Origin of the sequence: Gracilibacillus orientalis, assembly GCF_900114645.1 — a bacterium.
GTDB classification, from domain to species: Bacteria; Bacillota; Bacilli; order Bacillales; family Amphibacillaceae; genus Gracilibacillus; species Gracilibacillus orientalis.
On sequence record NZ_FOTR01000006.1, the window covers coordinates 120,986 to 138,353 of the forward strand.

21 protein-coding genes are annotated in these 17,368 nt (G+C 34.6%); 4 read left to right on the forward strand and 17 right to left on the reverse strand.

From position 1 onward, the window contains the following. Nucleotides 1–117: 117 nt before the first annotated feature. The gene (rpmF, locus tag BM121_RS12345) at nucleotides 118–291 is read right to left on the reverse strand and encodes a 50S ribosomal protein L32 (RefSeq protein ID WP_091483948.1); all 174 of its coding nucleotides are present in this window, start codon (nucleotides 289–291) and stop codon (nucleotides 118–120) included. A gap of 32 nt (nucleotides 292–323) precedes the next feature. Continuing rightward, nucleotides 324–851 (reverse strand): YceD family protein, encoded by a 528-nt coding sequence (locus tag BM121_RS12350; protein WP_091483949.1) that lies wholly within the window; start codon nucleotides 849–851, stop codon nucleotides 324–326. 178 nt (nucleotides 852–1,029) lie between these two features. Between BM121_RS12350 and BM121_RS12355 the strand changes: the two genes are divergently transcribed. Continuing rightward, nucleotides 1,030–2,250 carry a nucleotidyltransferase gene (locus BM121_RS12355; RefSeq protein WP_175495421.1) on the forward strand — a complete coding sequence of 407 codons (1,221 nt, stop codon included), beginning with the start codon at nucleotides 1,030–1,032 and terminating at the stop codon, nucleotides 2,248–2,250. Between the two features lie 62 nt (nucleotides 2,251–2,312). On the opposite strand, the gene BM121_RS12360 is transcribed toward BM121_RS12355, so the two are convergent. Beyond that, nucleotides 2,313–3,332, reverse strand: coding sequence for a SepM family pheromone-processing serine protease (locus BM121_RS12360; protein WP_091483950.1), 1,020 nt, complete (start codon nucleotides 3,330–3,332; stop codon nucleotides 2,313–2,315). 165 nt (nucleotides 3,333–3,497) lie between these two features. Between BM121_RS12360 and ylbJ the strand changes: the two genes are divergently transcribed. Then, complete coding sequence (gene ylbJ / locus BM121_RS12365) at nucleotides 3,498–4,688, forward strand: sporulation integral membrane protein YlbJ (RefSeq protein WP_091483951.1); 1,191 nt, start codon at nucleotides 3,498–3,500, stop codon at nucleotides 4,686–4,688. On the opposite strand, the gene coaD is transcribed toward ylbJ, so the two are convergent. The 7 genes from coaD to BM121_RS12400 all read right to left on the reverse strand — a co-directional run bounded on the left by coaD (nucleotide 4,685) and on the right by BM121_RS12400 (nucleotide 8,599). Continuing rightward, nucleotides 4,685–5,170 carry a pantetheine-phosphate adenylyltransferase gene (gene coaD / locus BM121_RS12370; protein ID WP_091483952.1) on the reverse strand — a complete coding sequence of 162 codons (486 nt, stop codon included), beginning with the start codon at nucleotides 5,168–5,170 and terminating at the stop codon, nucleotides 4,685–4,687. The two genes, ylbJ and coaD, sit on opposite strands and share 4 nt — an antisense overlap. Beyond that, nucleotides 5,163–5,732, reverse strand: a complete 570-nt coding sequence (rsmD, locus tag BM121_RS12375; RefSeq protein ID WP_091483953.1) for a 16S rRNA (guanine(966)-N(2))-methyltransferase RsmD — start codon at nucleotides 5,730–5,732, stop codon at nucleotides 5,163–5,165. Before rsmD ends, coaD begins: the two co-directional genes overlap by 8 nt. Before the next feature lie 318 nt (nucleotides 5,733–6,050). Next, nucleotides 6,051–6,332, reverse strand: coding sequence for a YlbG family protein (locus BM121_RS12380; RefSeq protein ID WP_091483954.1), 282 nt, complete (start codon nucleotides 6,330–6,332; stop codon nucleotides 6,051–6,053). A 19-nt stretch (nucleotides 6,333–6,351) separates the two neighbouring features. After that, nucleotides 6,352–6,795, reverse strand: coding sequence for a YlbF/YmcA family competence regulator (locus BM121_RS12385; RefSeq protein ID WP_091483955.1), 444 nt, complete (start codon nucleotides 6,793–6,795; stop codon nucleotides 6,352–6,354). A 63-nt stretch (nucleotides 6,796–6,858) separates the two neighbouring features. After that, nucleotides 6,859–7,092, reverse strand: coding sequence for a YlbE-like family protein (locus BM121_RS12390; RefSeq protein WP_091483956.1), 234 nt, complete (start codon nucleotides 7,090–7,092; stop codon nucleotides 6,859–6,861). Nucleotides 7,093–7,102: 10 nt separating this feature from the next. Further along, nucleotides 7,103–7,492 (reverse strand): spore coat protein YlbD, encoded by a 390-nt coding sequence (gene ylbD / locus BM121_RS12395; RefSeq protein WP_091483957.1) that lies wholly within the window; start codon nucleotides 7,490–7,492, stop codon nucleotides 7,103–7,105. A 69-nt stretch (nucleotides 7,493–7,561) separates the two neighbouring features. Next, nucleotides 7,562–8,599 (reverse strand): CAP domain-containing protein, encoded by a 1,038-nt coding sequence (locus BM121_RS12400; protein ID WP_091483958.1) that lies wholly within the window; start codon nucleotides 8,597–8,599, stop codon nucleotides 7,562–7,564. Between the two features lie 153 nt (nucleotides 8,600–8,752). Here BM121_RS12400 and BM121_RS12405 point away from each other — a divergent pair, with 153 nt between their 5' ends. Next, entirely contained in the window at nucleotides 8,753–9,118 is a 366-nt protein-coding gene (locus BM121_RS12405) for a YugN family protein (protein WP_091483959.1), read from the forward strand. Nucleotides 9,119–9,223: 105 nt separating this feature from the next. After that, nucleotides 9,224–10,279: a sporulation integral membrane protein YtvI gene (ytvI, locus tag BM121_RS12410; RefSeq protein WP_091483960.1), complete on the forward strand. Its 1,056-nt coding sequence runs from the start codon at nucleotides 9,224–9,226 to the stop codon at nucleotides 10,277–10,279. A gap of 181 nt (nucleotides 10,280–10,460) precedes the next feature. On the opposite strand, the gene BM121_RS12415 is transcribed toward ytvI, so the two are convergent. The 7 genes from BM121_RS12415 to cyoE form a co-directional block, all read right to left on the reverse strand. Continuing rightward, nucleotides 10,461–10,916, reverse strand: a complete 456-nt coding sequence (locus BM121_RS12415) for a DUF420 domain-containing protein (RefSeq protein ID WP_091483961.1) — start codon at nucleotides 10,914–10,916, stop codon at nucleotides 10,461–10,463. 20 nt (nucleotides 10,917–10,936) lie between these two features. After that, a complete protein-coding gene (gene ctaG, locus BM121_RS12420; RefSeq protein WP_091483962.1) occupies nucleotides 10,937–11,827 on the reverse strand; it encodes a cytochrome c oxidase assembly factor CtaG in 891 nt (296 codons plus the stop codon). A gap of 386 nt (nucleotides 11,828–12,213) precedes the next feature. Further along, complete coding sequence (ctaF, locus tag BM121_RS12425) at nucleotides 12,214–12,537, reverse strand: cytochrome c oxidase subunit IVB (RefSeq protein ID WP_091483963.1); 324 nt, start codon at nucleotides 12,535–12,537, stop codon at nucleotides 12,214–12,216. 3 nt (nucleotides 12,538–12,540) lie between these two features. Next, complete coding sequence (locus BM121_RS12430) at nucleotides 12,541–13,161, reverse strand: cytochrome (ubi)quinol oxidase subunit III (protein WP_091483964.1); 621 nt, start codon at nucleotides 13,159–13,161, stop codon at nucleotides 12,541–12,543. Beyond that, a complete protein-coding gene (gene ctaD / locus BM121_RS12435; protein WP_245780804.1) occupies nucleotides 13,161–15,011 on the reverse strand; it encodes a cytochrome c oxidase subunit I in 1,851 nt (616 codons plus the stop codon). Before ctaD ends, BM121_RS12430 begins: the two co-directional genes overlap by 1 nt. A gap of 26 nt (nucleotides 15,012–15,037) precedes the next feature. Continuing rightward, nucleotides 15,038–16,129: a cytochrome c oxidase subunit II gene (gene coxB / locus BM121_RS12440; protein WP_091483966.1), complete on the reverse strand. Its 1,092-nt coding sequence runs from the start codon at nucleotides 16,127–16,129 to the stop codon at nucleotides 15,038–15,040. Between the two features lie 86 nt (nucleotides 16,130–16,215). Further along, nucleotides 16,216–17,151 carry a heme o synthase gene (cyoE, locus tag BM121_RS12445; RefSeq protein WP_091483967.1) on the reverse strand — a complete coding sequence of 312 codons (936 nt, stop codon included), beginning with the start codon at nucleotides 17,149–17,151 and terminating at the stop codon, nucleotides 16,216–16,218. Nucleotides 17,152–17,368 lie beyond the last annotated feature (217 nt).

Consider the following 17,368-nt stretch of genomic DNA (forward strand, 5'->3'; position numbering starts at 1 on the left):
TCGACCTTGGGAAATTCAAGTTTTTCTATAACACAATGATATAACTCGCTATTGTGAAAATAAAAATAGTGTAAGAGATCTTTATCCCTTACACTACTTGTTGTACAACATATAAAATTATTGGTCTACTACTTGTTTTCCATCATATTGTCCACAAGATTTACATACATGGTGTGGTTTAGTTAATTCTCCACAATTTGAACATTCTACCATTCCTGGTACATGTAATTTTTTATGAGTACGACGTTGGTTTTTTACCTTTTTTGAAGTTTTGCGCTTTGGTACTGCCATGCATTACACCTCCTTTAAAGAGAAGTAAAGATCTATTCTTTACTATCTTTCTCATTACTGTTGTCATCTAATAAAGATTTCAGTTTTTCAAGGCGTGGATCTACCTTTTCTGATTGTTCTTCCTCAGTAACCAGTGTCCACCCCTTACCTTCCTTCATCGTATTTGCTTCTAATTTGTCATCATCAGCAAACACTCTTAAAGGCATCTCTAATAGTACATTTTCCTTGATAAATGGTATTAAGTCAAGTACCTCACCATTCACTAAAAATACCTCATCTTCCTCGCGGTAAGAAGTTGTCGTAAAAGTTTCGATTGCATGTATGGAAAAGTCATACGCTACATCTACTAATGTTCTTGCACAAGGTAGAATCATCGTTCCTTGAATTTGAAAATCACAGGTAATATCGTCACCAACCATCCTAGCTGTTCCGTCAACTAGAACTGGTTCGATTCGTCGGATATCATTATCCAAGTTCGCAATATCTGAAATGTCTGCTTCCTCACGAAAAGAAACGGGTTCTCCCTGTAACTGTTTAAGTTTTTGGATATATAATTTCATTTATATTCACCTCAAGGCAACAAGAAATATTTTAAAATGTATTGGTCCATTTGTCAATATATTTTCTTTACAGAACAAACATTTATTACTTTATATGATATACTACTTAATACAATATGCTTATCATTCACATTCATACGAAAAATCATTCATAAAACAAATGATGGAGGAGGTTACTATGAAAGCATGCGGATTAATTGTAGAATACAATCCCTATCATAACGGACATCACTATCACTTTCAACAGGCAAAAATTGTTTCAGGTGCAGAATGTATGGTTGCAGTAATGAGTGGTAACTTTTTACAACGGGGCGAGCCAGCGATTGTCGATAAGTTTTCCAGAGCAAAAATGGCGATACAACAAGGGGTTGACCTCGTAATCGAGCTACCTTATTTTTATGCGGTTCAACATAGTGAGCTCTTTGCAAATGGTGCAATAAAAATTTTGAACAGTCTTCAAGTTGATTCATTGTGTTTTGGTAGTGAACATGGTGAAATCGATGATTTTAATACATTATATCATTTCATTACTGAACACCAAAAAAACTATGATCTTTATTTAACGGAAGCTTTAAATCAAGGTAATTCCTATCCTAAAGCAAATGACATAGCATTTTCCAAGATTGGCGGCGAAAATCTGTCTATTGATTTTGCCAAACCCAATAATATACTTGGGTATCAATATGTTAAAAATATTTATGATTTACATACAACCATCTTCCCTTACACAATTAAACGAATTAAAAATAATTATCATGATCGTGAAATCAATGATCCTATAGCAAGTGCAACAAGCATTCGCAAGCAATTATTGACAGCTCATACAAATACAAACACAAACGAATTAAATGATACTATTCCTTCCATAACTAATGAATCACTTGAGTCATATAAAGAGCTTCATAGTTCTTGGCATTATTGGGAAGCATATTTTCCATTACTAAAATATCGGGTATTAACGATGAGGAAGGATGAATTTGCTAACATTCACGGTATCAAAGAGGGATTAGAGAATCGAATAATTAATACTGCTAAAAAAGCAGAATCATTCTCTGAGTGGATGGAACTGTTAAAAACAAAAAGATATACGTGGACTAGTTTACAACGTGTATTTACACATATACTGACCAATACTTACGCCAGTGAAATCGAAGCATACGTGACTGAAAAAAAACCGTCTGCGATTCGGATCTTAGCCATGAGTAAAAATGGCCAAAACTATTTAAGTGCCAGAAAAAAAGAAATCGATGTGGAATGGTATACAAGTAACAAACATCCCTATCCCTATCAGGCATTTGACGATCGCATTGATCATGCCTATTACAGCATTTTGCCATTAACTTCCCAACAATATTTAACAAAACAAGCATATCAAAAACCAATATTTAAGACGCCATAATTTATGGCGTCTTAAATATACTGATTGTAAATATGATATTTATTTGTTCCACTGATTCTTTTTCACCGATTTTGAAGATAGGTAAGAGCGTCGTCGAAAGTGTCGACAGGAATTATTTCCATGTCTGTTCCGATTTCCTTAGCAACTTGTTTGGCTATTTGATAGTTAGAATCTTCCCTACCGTTTTCATTAGGTGCGAAGAAGATATCACAGTCCGCATGATCTGCTGCGACTATTTTTTTATCTATACCTCCAATCCTTCCTACATTACCTTGATAATCAATCTCGCCTGTACCAGCAATTTGAAGGCCATTCGTAATATCTGTCTCTGTTAGTTGATCATAGATTTCCAACGAGAACATGAGCCCTGCACTGGGACCCCCGATCTCACCACTAGTGAAAGTTAATTCAGGTGAAACAGTCACACTTCGATTTGTGACAAGTTGAATTCCAATTCCTGGTTGCCCATCTAATGCCTCAAGGGCCTTCATGGTAATTTCTGTTTCAAAAGTCTCTTCATTTCGTTTAACCTTTATTGATATATGATCACCAACATTTTTCGTTGAAACATAATCGATAAGGTCCTCTGCCTCATTAATAGTATGTCCATCTATTTCAATGATTTGATCTGCTGATTGTAAGATCCCATCTGCAGGCATTCCTTCCACAACTGATACAACATAAACTCCTTCATAATTAATATTAATCTCTTTTTTTGCTGCTTCATATGCAACAACAGTTGATCCTTCTTGTGAACTTTCCATCATCATTAGCTGCATTTGACGATAATCCTCATCAGTCATGCCTTCAGGTAATACATCCTCTATCGGAAGTATATCATGATAATCTCGCCATAAAGCCATCATATATTGAAATGGTGTAGCTCTACCACCTTGAATAGTTACAAGATGCATATCTCCTTCACTGTCTGACGCCCCGTCTACTTCTATAACAGGGTTAAGTGGATCTGCATGTCCCGGTTTATGAATATAAAAGGGTAGCTGATAACTAAATAATAAAATAACCATAATGAACGCTACGAAAAATCCAATTAACCTTGTTTTACTTTTTGTCTGAAACATCTAATCCCTTCTTTCTCGCGATCTTTCAATTTTATGTAATGATAAGTCATATTTCTTTGGCACAGTTGCGTATATTTAAATGAAGGACAAACTTTAAAAACACTACATATTTTACTACTCATATTGATAAAGGTACAGAAAAGTGCTATTAAAGGAGTGCAAAAATTGAAGCAAAAGTTGTATTCTATTATCTATGCATCATCTTCCGTATTTATGGCTACCATGATTATAGCCTTTCCTCAAGAAGTATTAAAAGCTAGCCAAAGAGGTTTAGATGTTTGGGCCAATGTTGTGTTCCCATCATTATTACCTTTTTTTATTATAGCTGAATTATTAATCGCTTTTGGAGTAGTACATTTTATTGGAGTATTTTTCGAACCTGTAATGAGACCATTATTTAATGTCCCTGGTGTAGGCGGGTTTGTCTGGACTATGGGGATGGCTAGTGGTTATCCGTCAGGAGCAAAATTCACAGCAAGATTAAGACAAGAAAATCAATTATCAAAAGCAGAAGCAGAAAGACTTGTCAGTTTTACAAATGCCTCTAATCCATTATTTATTATTGGAGCCGTTTCGATCGGCTTTTTTCATGATCAGCAATTAGGTGTTTTACTTGCTATCACTCATTATACGAGTAATTTTTTTGTCGGTATTTGTATGCGATTTTACAAATACCATGAACGAAATCATTATTCATTACAACACTTTTCCATTACGAAAGCTTTTACGCAACTCCATCATGCAAGATTAAAAGATAAAAGAACGCTTGGTAAAGTATTAGGTGACTCAGTAATCCATTCTATTCAAACATTGCTCATCATCGGTGGATTCATTATTCTTTTTTCGGTCTTAACAGAAATCTTACGTGAGGTTCACATCGCCCAATTTTTATCAGGAGGAATCGCCATTATTTTAAGTTGGTTTCACATACCGGCCGAGATGGCTTCACCATTATTTTCTGGTATGTTTGAAATTACAATAGGAGCAAATGAAGTATCAAACACGAATACTTCTACTTTAATAAAAGCTATTTTAGTTTCTGTTATTCTAGCGTTTAATGGTTTTTCTGTTCAAGCGCAAGTTGCCAGCATACTTGCTGAAACAGATATATCATTTACTCCTTATTTCTTAGGGCGTTTGTTACATGGTCTTATCGCTGGCATAATGGTATGGCTTTTATATGTACCTGTATATAAAAGCCAGCTATCAACAAATGATACGGTCATATCAACTTGGGCACAACCTTCTGTTGACAATATTCAACATTTATATTTGCTATTCGAGCAAATGGGATTCATTGTCACTTTATCAGCTTTATTTATCTATGTTGTTATTTTAGTAAAACACAAGAGTTAAATATTGTTAAACTTTTCTTTTAGTGCCTCGTCCACTATTGGGGGTACTAAGTCTGACACATTTGCTTGATACTTTGCAATTTCTTTTACCATACTTGAACTTAGAAAAGAATATTGATTATTCGTCATCATAAAAAATGTTTCAATTTCTTCATTTAGTTTTCGGTTCATGGAGGTAAGCTGTAATTCATATTCAAAATCTGATACTGCTCTTAATCCGCGTAATACAGCTTGAGCATTTTTACTTTGAGCATAATCCATTAATAAGCCACTACATGCATCTACAGATATGTTGTCGATATCTTCTGTAGCTTTTTGCAAAAGGTGAACTCTTTCCTCAACTGTAAATAGTGGATTTTTTGATTGATTGTTAAAAACGGCAACAATTATTTCGTCAAAAATTTTAGCCCCTCTTTGAATAATATCCAGGTGACCATTTGTTACCGGATCGAAACTGCCAGGGCAAATTGCAAGCCTAGTCATCATCTTTCACACCTTTCTTTAAAATCGTGATCGCAGTGGTATTGCTATATACTTCATGTTTCCATATATGATATCCTTCATCTTTATACTCGATCCTAGTATTAGGATCATGCTCACAAATAATAAGCCCATTTTCTTTTACAATGTCTGCAGAAGTAATACCATATAACAACTTATCGTAAGATACTTTATGGTAAGGCGGATCCAAAAAAATAGTATCGAATTGTATTGCTCTTTTTTGAATCGCCTTTAATGCCCTAATGGCATCATTACGATATATTTCAACCCTATCTTGAATATGTAAATGATTAACATTTTGATGAATAATAGAAATTGCTTTAGGTTGCTTGTCCACTAAGATTGCTTTATTCATCCCTCTACTAATGGCTTCTATAGCCAATGCACCACTACCAGCAAATAAGTCAAGACAAATTCCGCCATCAAAGAATGGTCCAATCATTTGAAATAAAGACTCTTTCACTTTGTCCCCTGTAGGGCGTGTTAGCTGATTAGGAACTGGTTGAATTCTGTTACCCTTAAAATCACCAGCAATTATTCTCAAAGTCTTCCCTTCTTTCTGCTTTTTAAATCTCCCTTACTATAGCATGAAAGTAACGAAATTCTCAATTATCAAATTCATTTGTATAAAAGCAATAGGTTTTGTACAAACTTTAAATATAGCAACATAAAAAGTTGCTTAAATACGGAGAAGACTTACATTTCCCCATAAGTTCTTCCTCCGGTTTCTCCTCTCCCTTTATCTTTTTGTTTTCTTTATAAAGAAAATAAAAAGAACCTGCAGTTATTAATAACTGCAGGTTGTTTTTTATTGTGAAGAATATGTTCAATATGTTATCTACTTCAAGTGACTTTATTTATGCTATATTCCCATTTTGTATTCGTAATCGTATTCTTTTTCTTCTTCCATTACTTTACTTTCATAGTCCGTTTTGATAAATGGTTTGTAAGAAGGTTCCACTTTTGTGACAAAAGGTAATTTTATTAGCGAATGATATGTATCATCCAATTGATCCTGATCAACATATATCATCGCATATTTTAACTTTTTCGAAACATGAATCATATGACCGAATTTTTTGATATGTTTAACATGCTTCATCTGATTAAACCAAATAATTAATCCTTGTCTTTTCACTACCATAAGGGTCACCTCACTTTTGCTAAGAAGCTTTACAGCCACATCCACTGCTTCCTGATCCACAGCCACAACCACCATCTGTTAGTGCTGCTCCATCCATTGGTACTTTTACGTTATCACTCACACTAAAGGCTACTAACTGACTGATCTCATCGAGGAATTTCTGCAGATTGGTTTCAGCCATTTTATAAGCTGCAATTGTTTCATGCATATCCATCTCACGCTTGGCAACACGTATTTCTTTCGTTATTTTACTATAATCAGGATGGTATCTGCCGAAACGTTCTACCTCATCATATGATTCCTTTATGTGATTAAAGCGCATGATTAGCTCCTGTGCTTTATCGTCTTGTACCATTACTGCTCTTGCTTTATTAAAATCCTGCATGACATCAGACTCTAAAACCATCTGACCTAACGCTTCTGATTCATCTAAAATATCAACAATTTCCATTGTCGCTAACATAATTATAACACCTCCATATCTTTATCATACCAATTATAAGGAAGAAATAAAAGAGACAGAACTCTAATCATTCCAAGAGCCTGCCATTTGCATTAGCATTCGTATCATCTGTATGTTTTGTTGTGCCTTTTCCATACGCTGAGGTAATGTTTTTCCATAGAATTGCTTCGCCTCTATTTCCAATTTACCAATTCTGCTCGGATCTCTTGTCAAATACCGATACCACTCAGGATTCAAGCGAATAAAATTCCACAAATCTTCTCGTTGCTGGATAAAGCGGTAGGTGTCCGGCTCCATCTAGACCCTCCTAATCCTTTGGTTTATAAAAGAAATTATCTGATTGTGATTGGCCTGTTTGATTATTTCGATATTGTTTAAACTGATCAATCAATGTCATAACGTTATCTATAGCGCCATTCAAATCATTAATATGGGTTTCTACTTGGTTTGCATCTAATTTCTCTATATGTTTCCATAATTTTTGATATAGTTGATTGGAGGTGGTATCATTTGAGTCATTTTTGTCGTGATTAGGCTTATATTTATTCCAACTAGGATCTTCTTCTCCTAATAAAACATATTGCTCATAAGCCTCTTGCAAACTCATTTTTCCATGTTTAATTTCCTTAATTAAAAGTGGATGTTCATGAATGAATGTTTTAAAATGTTGTACAGAAGGATTGGATGCATTTTTCATTGCTGTACTCCTTTCTTACAACTTTTCTACTACAATATATGCAAATGGCCTATTTTTGTGCTTTTAGCATTATTTTTGAATGAAATTTTGGGTGTAAAATGAGTGGAAAACACCTACACCTATATGGGTATATTCTTCTTTTAGCAAGGCTTCCCGATGTCCTTCACTGTTAAGCCATCCGTGAATTACAGCCGGAGCATCAACATAATGAGCTGCTATATTCTCTCCCGCAGACAAATAATGAGCATTAACAGCTAACAAGCGTTCCTTCAACCCGTCCCCATCCAAACTGTAATGAGAAAAATAATTTTCCTCAAACATATCATTACTATGAGCCTTTGCAGCATCTGCTGCTTGATCATCCCAGGTTAATGTCCCCAATTCATGTGCTGCGCGAATTTCATTTGTTAAGTCAAAAACCTGCTGCTCTAACCCTTCCTCAACGGCTTCCCAGTCATCATCTTCTGGTTGACTAGTCTCTTTTATTTCACCCCAATAGAACAATTCGTAAGGTTTTATCAACTCAAACGCTTCTTTGTTCATTAATCTTATACCTGCTAGCTTTTCCGTAAACTGATCAATATATAACTGAGCAAATACTTTTTCAGATAACCTTATTACAGGTCTTTGTTGCAAGTCTCTTTCAGTTAATTTAAAGCGTAAATGATCAAACTCTATTTCTTCTTCCAATTGATATATTTCCTTAACCTCCTCCATTGTATGCCCGATTTCTAGTGGGCTGAAGTCTAATGTTGTAGCATTTGAATAAATACTTATAATTTTTTCATTTTGCACTGCTACTTGAACATAGAAATCTTCTTGCTTAAATATCCACCACTCAAATTCATATTGTGAAGGATCTTTTCGATTTGGTTCTCCGTAAACAGATACAAAATTATCAATATCTTGATTAATATATTTCCATACAGCATTTTGTTGAACGATAAGCGTATGCTCCTCATCCAACTGTATCTTTTCATTTTTTATTTGTGTAGGAGTATTATGATAATGAACTATCTGAGGTTCATCAGGTTGACTAAAGTAATAAAGACTAAAAAACACTATTAAAGATACTATTACGATAAAAGTTACCGCTTTAATTTTCATACAACCCCACCTATTATTGACTTATCTTTACTTCATTATATGCATCTCTATATTATTCATGAAAGTTTTTAATAGAGATTACTTTTTTAAATTGCATCTTTTGGCATTTCATACTATTATAGGTTTAGTGATAAATTTAGATGAGGTGAAAGTATGAAATTTACAAACACAGGAATAGAAGATGTATTAATTGATTTAAAACCATTAGATCATGCAATGTCAAAAGCTAATTTCATTCGAGCAGATCAGTGGGATTATGAACGTGTTACATATGATTATAAGATCGGCTCACCCGAGAAAAACATCACATATTACATAAGAGTACAAGGCTACGCAGTTGAGGGCGATGTTGATAAGGGTAATGCAGTAATTAAATTGTTAACACCTTTATTAGGGAAACATTATTATCCTACTGGCATTGAATACGGAGAGGAAGAAACCTTTCCACCATCTACAGTTGAAAGAACGTCAAAATTATTACAAAATGCAAAAGAAAACATGGAACCGTTTATTAAATAATGGTCCACATTCCTAATAAAAACGGCTGTATCCGAAATACAGCCGTTTTTCATAAGGATCCTATGTGTACACCTTGCTGTTGAAAGGAGTTTCAATATTACCTAAATGAAAAATCTCAATAAAAAACATATCAAATTATTTTTTGTTATTCTACTCCTACTTTTAGTAGCTATATTTATTTTACCAGTCTCGATTCCACTTATTTTAGCATTTATTACAGCTTTAATTCTGAATCCCATTATACGATGGGTTATCAGAAAATTAAAATTAAATCGTAAGCTTTCTGTTACAATTGTATTTATCTTATTCATCATAATCATTAGTACAATTGGAACATATGCAGTTACTAAAATAATTGGTCAAGTCATTAATTTTGCTGAAAACGTACCATCATACCTTATTCATTTAAATAATCAAGTGCTTGAATGGGAATCAGATTTGGATCATTTTACAGAAGACTTGCCTACAGAACTTGTGGAGGAAGTAAAAACACAAATACAAACTACTACTACGGCTTTAAGTAATAATGTTAGAGAAATGTTACGGATTGAAGAGATTGCCAAAGTAGCTAGCAAAGTACCAGATTATCTGGTCAGTTTTATCGTTTATTTAATTGCATTATTTATGTTTATGCTAGAACTACCTCGTTTAAAAGCAAAGACATATGGCCATTTAAAAGAAAGCACAGCGGATAAAGTAAGATTTATGAACGATCGTTTATCTTATGTTATTTTGGGCTTTTTTAAAGCGCAGTTGTTAGTAAGTATCATTATTTTTATTGTGACACTTATTGGATTATACATTATTGTGCCTGAGTATGCGTTAATTATGTCCTTAATTATTTGGATTATCGATTTTATACCTATTATAGGTTCGATTGCTATATTAGGTCCGTGGTCTCTTTATATGCTAATAACAGGTGACATATTTGTAGGTGGGCAATTAGCGATCTTAGCTATTATTCTTCTTGCGATTAGGAGAACAGTGGAACCAAAGGTAATGGGGAAACATATTGGTTTATCACCACTTGCAACACTTATTGCCATGTATATCGGGCTAAAGTTATTAGGTATTCTAGGTTTTATTGTTGGACCACTACTTGTCATAGCTTTTAATTCTGCAAAAGAAGCAGGTATTATAAAAATGAATTTCAAAGTATAACAAATATCGATACCCAGCAACACGCTGCTAATCGTCCAATCAACGAAGTTAAGCGTAGGATAACGGACAGATATCCTAATGAGCTTCACTAACTATCAGTGGCGTAAAAAATGCCACTGATGGGAGTCTCTCTTTATAAATTAAAGTATAAAAAAAGCCGAGCGCTAATGCTCAGCTTTTTTTATGTACCTAAAATTGCCTTTAATAAACTTGTTGTTTCTCCACCGTCATAGAAGACATATAATAATAAATATACCATTAACCCGGTAATCGCACTACAAAACCAAACAACACTTGTCACAGGGCCAATTTTTTGGTGCTTTTTAATATTTCGCTTGAATGCTAATGTCAAGGTTATAACCCCAAATATTGCCCCAGAAGTTGCTAACATAATATGAAAAATTAAAAATATCGTGTAGTAAACTTCTAATTCTTCTGGCCCACCAAAGCTTGTATTTCCAACAAAAATTGTTCTGGACATATAAATAATGAAAAATGCTAAAGCACTTATTGCTCCTGCTATCATTACTTTTTTATGGGCTTTGTATTGCTTTTTTACTACTAATCGCCATCCAATAGCAACAAGTATTGCACTTAATATAATGAAAAATGTACTTAGTGTCGGTAATAATTCCATCGGATCCAATCCTTCCAATTTTATATTTGTTCTGTATGTTGGTTAGACGGTAACGGATCGATTTTATCTGCGCCACTTCTAAACCATGGGAAGAAAATACGAGCCAAAATCACACCATAGATAATTTCCTGTGTGATTTTCATTACAATTCCACCAAGCTGTTGGTCTTCCAATATTCCTAATGGAGAGAACATTTCAGGTCCACTTAATGACAAACCGCTTAATACATCACCCGGAACACATAATGCCAATGCTTGTATCCATCCACCAGTGGCGCTGTATGTTGTATAAATACTAGACGTGGCAAAGATAATTAGCGCACAAGCTGGAGTTATTAAAATTCCATTTGCAGCTATATATCCAAGCTTCAGTAAAGGTGACATTGTATCCATCTTTTTGATTGGTGTAAAGATTGGCCACCACACAATAAATGCAGCGACTAATAATGTTAATGTGATCGATGCATGCGCGAATTCATTTGCTTTAGCGTAATCGAAAACCACCGGAATATGATAGATAGAAAACAGTCCATTAAACAACAGCAAAGCGATTAAAGGCTTCGTCAATAAGCGCAATATTGGACCAATTACAATACTATCGAATACTTTTTTCCACACCCACACCGGAATCCCTTTAATGATCAGAATGGGAAACAGTAAATAATATAATGCCATCTGTATCATATGGGACGTAAACATGATATGGGATAATAAATCTACAGGAGACCCTTTAATAATATAGAGTAAAATTAAACCACTGTAGAAAAATGAGATTTGTTTAATATCCGCTTTTTTATCATCTTTTCGATTTATGAAAAATAAATAATAAAGAGCAGCTAAACTAAGTATAAATAAAACATAGTATGGGCTCCATAACGCCCGAAAACCGAATATCTGCAAGTTTTGCCACATGTATATCACTCCATTTTCTTTCATAGCAACTATTGCTTATTATACCGGACTTATCAATTATTAAAAAGCAATATAAACATTATATTTCTAACAATTTAATGAACAAAGAGAAAGCATAGATCTATCTGCCAGAAACACCTACCTCCCTATTCAATTTTTAATTCGTTCAAGATACAAACTGCAAAGTTGTGAAAGCTTTCGGAGTGAGACTCTCTTCCACTCTTTCTATCGAGAGTGGCGAAATACCTCTCCGGCAGAATGGAAGAATACAAATCACAAAAGAGTTACTTCGCAGTTTATGTATTTTGTGTACAAGTTTATACTTTCATTACGATAAAAAAAGCTTGAGAAGTGTTGATATACTTCTCAAGCTTTTTACTTTTAATTTACCACCAAACTAGCACGGTTAATGCCAGAATTGTTAAAAACGCTGTAAATACTCCACCATAAAACATTACAGCTGGTAGCTCATGTCCTTTATGACTCATATGCATAAAGTAATAGACTTGAAAGCCTACTTGAATAGCTGCTAAAACCAATAATACAGGAATAACAAATAGTCTATCCAATTCTGCTTCAATCATTGCGAAGGCAACAATTGTGAAAACAATCATTAGAACAAACGTAATAACTTGTTGCTTCATTTCATCTTTTCTTTTTTGTTTTTCAAAATCGAATTGTTCAGTAGCTCCAGATACTTTTTCAGCCATTTGTTAAAGCACCCCCATGAGATAAACTACTGTAAAGATAAATACCCATACAACGTCAATAAAGTGCCAGTACAAACTCGCTAAATAGAATTTTGGCGCGTTGTATAAGTTTAACCCTCGTCTGGCGTTTCTGATCATTAACGCTATAATCCATAAAAGACCAAAGACAACGTGCCCCCCATGGAATCCAACAAGTGTATAGAAAGCTGAACCAAACGCAGATGACCTCATCGTAAAGTGTTCTCCGTGAATATAATGATAAAACTCATAAATCTCACAGCCAAGAAAACCTAGACCAAGAGCAACAGTAATTCCTAACCAAATTTGCATTTTCTTAAAGGCATGATTTTTCATATGGTACATGGCATAAACACTAGTCAATGAACTAGTTAAAAGCAACATGGTCATAATGAAAACTAATTCAAGTCCGAATAGTTCTTCAGATGAACTTCCGCCATTTGTCGAGTCATTAAGTGCTAAATAAGTACCAAATAAACTAGCAAAAAGCACCGTTTCTCCACCTAGGAAAAACCAAAAACCCATAAACTTGTTTTTACCTTCTAAGGTGGCTTTTTCAGGGTCATGAGGCATATGCTTTGGATTTAGTATATCTTGTTCACTCATTATTCCTCTGCCTCCTTCTTCAAGTCTTCTTTATGGACGTGGTAACCTAGGTCATCCTTAACAGATCTGACTAACATACATCCTAGTGTGATACCCATACCGATAAATAATACGATTAACCATGATAAATCATGTTTTTGATAAATGAACCCAAAGCCTGCGATAAATAAACCTAATGACATTACAAATGGTAAGAAAGAATTATTAGGCATGTGAATATCTGTAAGCGGCTCTGCCGGTGTCATACCTTTTCTTCCTTCCGTTTTTTCCACCCATAATGGGTCTAAACCACGAACTAATGGTAACTGCTTAAAGTTATAGAATGGTGGTGGTGATGGTATTGCCCATTCTAATGTACGTGCATCCCAAGGGTCTCCACTTACTTTTTCATTTTTTACGGAAGTTTTAATAATATTAATTAATAACACGATAGTACCTAGTCCCATTAAGAAAGCACCTATTGTACTGATCATGTTCCCTAAATCCAGACCTTGATTTTCCATGTATACCCAATATCGTCTAGGCATACCCATTAAACCTAGGAAATGTTGGATAAAGAATGTCAAGTGGAAACCAATAAAGAATAACCAGAAAGTAAGTTTTCCTAATTTATCATCTAAGACCGTACCAAACATTTTTGGCCACCAGTAGTGTGTACCGGCAAATAATGCAAATACTACCCCACCAACAATTACATAGTGGAAGTGTGCTACAACGAAATACGTATCATGGTATTGAAAGTCAGCAGATGCTGCCGCAACCATAACACCTGTCATACCGCCAAGTGTAAATGTAGGTATAAAACCTAATGCCCACAACATTGGGGTATTAATTTGGATACTTCCACCCCAGAGGGTAAACAACCAGTTAAAGATCTTAATACCTGTTGGAACGGCAATCGCCATTGTGGCAACAGCAAAGATAGAGTTGGCTGCTGGCCCCATACCTACTGTGAACATATGGTGAGCCCATACCATAAATCCTAAGAAACCAATTAGTACAGTCGCAAAAACCATTGCTGTATAACCAAATAAACGCTTCTTAGAAAAAGTTGAAATAATTTCACTAAAGATTCCAAAACCAGGTAAAGCCAAAATGTATACTTCCGGGTGTCCGAAAATCCAGAATAAGTGTTGCCAGATAACAGAGTTACCACCCATGGCAGGATCAAAGAACCCTGCACCGAATAATCGGTCAAACATCATTAAAAATAACCCAACTGTTAATGCTGGAAATGCAAAGAGAATAAGTGCACTTGCAACAAAAGCAGTCCATGTAAATAATGGCATTCTCATGTAAGTCATACCTGGCGCTCGCATGTTAACAATTGTTACCAGGAAGTTAATACCCCCGATTAATGTACCCGCACCTGAAATCTGTAGACCTAATACATAGTAATCTACCCCTTCACCTATTGAAGTAGTAGAAAGTGGCGCATATGCTGTCCAACCAGCATCTGCTGCTCCACCTGTAAACCAACCTACATTCAACATAATTCCACCGAATAAAAATAACCAGAAACCTAATGAGTTTAAAAACGGGAATGCCACATCGCGCGCGCCAATTTGTAAAGGCACTACCGCATTCATAAATGCAAAGATTAACGGCATTGCTGCCAGAAATATCATCGTTGTACCGTGCATTGTAATTAATTCGTTATAAAACCCTGAACTTACAAAGTCGTTCATCGGTTGTACTAATTGCCATCTAATAGCTAATGCTTCTAAACCACCAATGATAAAGAAAAAACCACCAGCTATGAGGTACATAATAGCAATCTTCTTATGGTCTACTGTTGTTAAGTAATCCCATAAAGTGGCACCGAGGCCTTTTTTGTTCGTAGCTACCATAGTACTCACGTTAAGTTAACCTCCCTTTAGTTATCATTTGCTTCATCTTTAAATTGCTGCACACTGTCTACTGGTTCATCAGTAGCTTTTAATTCCATTAAGAAATCAGCGATTTTTTCTGCTTCTTCTTGCCCAATTGAGTTTTCTTCAAGATATGGCGCATCTAACATGCCATTTCCTGGTTTTATTTCTGCAGGATCAACAATCCAGCTAACGATTTCTTCTTTACTGAAGTCCCTAACCCCACCAACTTTTGTACGGTTACCAAAGTCTGCTAAGTTAGGGCCAACTACAGGGTTATTGGCACTTGCGTCAATCGCGTGACAGCTTATACAACTATTTTCAAATAATTCTTGGCCCTCTTGAGCAGTAGCAGCTTCAGCAGTGTATTCCGGATCAGTGTTTTCCATACCATTTACCCACTGATCATATTCTTCTTGACTAACTACAACAATTTTAAAGTCCATTAAAGAGTGTGAATCTCCACAGAACTCTGTACATTTACCCCAATAAACGCCTTCTTCAAAGGCTTCAATGTACATGGTGTTTTCATTTTCAGGGGATACATCCATTTTACCGGATATTGATGGCACCCAGAATGAGTGGATTACATCACTGGACATCATGTTTAGATAAATTCTTTCATCAACAGGAATATAAAGTTCCTGACTTGTTTGAATTTCTTCATTTGCATACTCGAAATTCCACCAGAACTGTAAACCTGTTACATTAACATTAATGCTGTTTTCTTTTTCTGATTCATCAGCTAAATCATATGTACTAACAATCGTCGGAACAGCAATTATAATTAATAGTAAAATTGGAATAACTGTCCAAACCATTTCTAACGTTTTGTTCCCCTCTGTTTGTTTAGGGATGTGGTCTTCTTGCCCTTTTCTCTGGCGAAATTTTAAAATGACATACAGATAAATTGCCATAACGACAACAAAGACCACAATCATAACTAGAATTGAAATGATAATGACATTAAATGATTGTTCTGCCCCATATCCTTTTGGTACTAATGCAGTTAAGTTGTCTTTACCGCACGCTGAAAGTATGATTACCAAAAAAGAAAATAATGACAGAGTTCGGATTTTTCCCATCCAATCTTTCATGTTTTAACCCTCTCTTTCTTTTTAACTTAATATATTATTTAGAAAAACTTGAATAAAATCAAGTTCTACTGACAAAATTCACTTCATTATAACAAATTTCCAGGCAAAGTTATAATAATCATCGAAAAGAAAATAGCAGTCAAATACAATAATGAATAAACAAACATTTGGTTGGACCATTTTTTATTATCACTAGTAAACAATCCTTTAATTGCTAAAGCTAACCAACCTATATTTAGTATTGTTCCTAACAAGACAAAAATAAATCCCAATTCATGTAATAAAAAAGGAATCGGTAATAAACATACTACATATACAATCATTTGACGTTTAGTTATATCAAATCCATGTACCACTGGTAACATCGGAATGTTAGCATCTCGATAATCATCCACTTTTTTCATTGCTATCGCAAGAAAGTGTGGTGTTTGCCATATAAAAATAAGTAAAAACAAAATCCAGGCAATGACATGTAAATTCGGATCAACAGCTGACCATCCAATTAAAGGAGGTACTGCTCCTGATAAGCTTCCAATTGCAGTGTTAATGGTATATCGACGCTTCGACCACATGGTATATAACACAACATAGCTAAACCACCCGATCACACCAAAAGTTGCTGTTTGAACAGAAGCTAAGGACAATATTAATATACCTACCACTGATAACGAAACACCAATAATTAAGACATGTGATAATTCGATACTTCCAGTTACTGTAGGACGTTTGTTTGTTCTTTTCATTACTTGATCAATGTCTCGATCATAATAATTATTAATAACACATCCACCAGCAATTACAAATGCTGTACCGACAAGTGTCACTAATAAAACATGCCAATATTGAGATAAGGAGGCACCTGTATAGAATAAGGCTAACCAAAATCCAGCAAACGCAGTCATAGTATTCGAATTGATTATACCGACTTTTATCAATGCTTTAAGTTCAGACCATTTATACAAATAGTCATTTGCATAAGTTGACAAAATCGGTTCATTCGAAGAAAACCCCATTTTATCCATCTTAGTTGTTACCCCCCTTTCCGTCATTTCAAAACATAAAAGCTTGTTATTTAAACACAATAATTGTATCCATTATAAACTATCAAACAATGATATTGTACCATGTATTTTATTGCTTCGCTATTTATGTTTAATAATGATTTTAAATTTTGACATTTCTGTGAACAATTGATTCAAAAATGACTTAATCGACACGAATATAGTTTTATTTGTTATA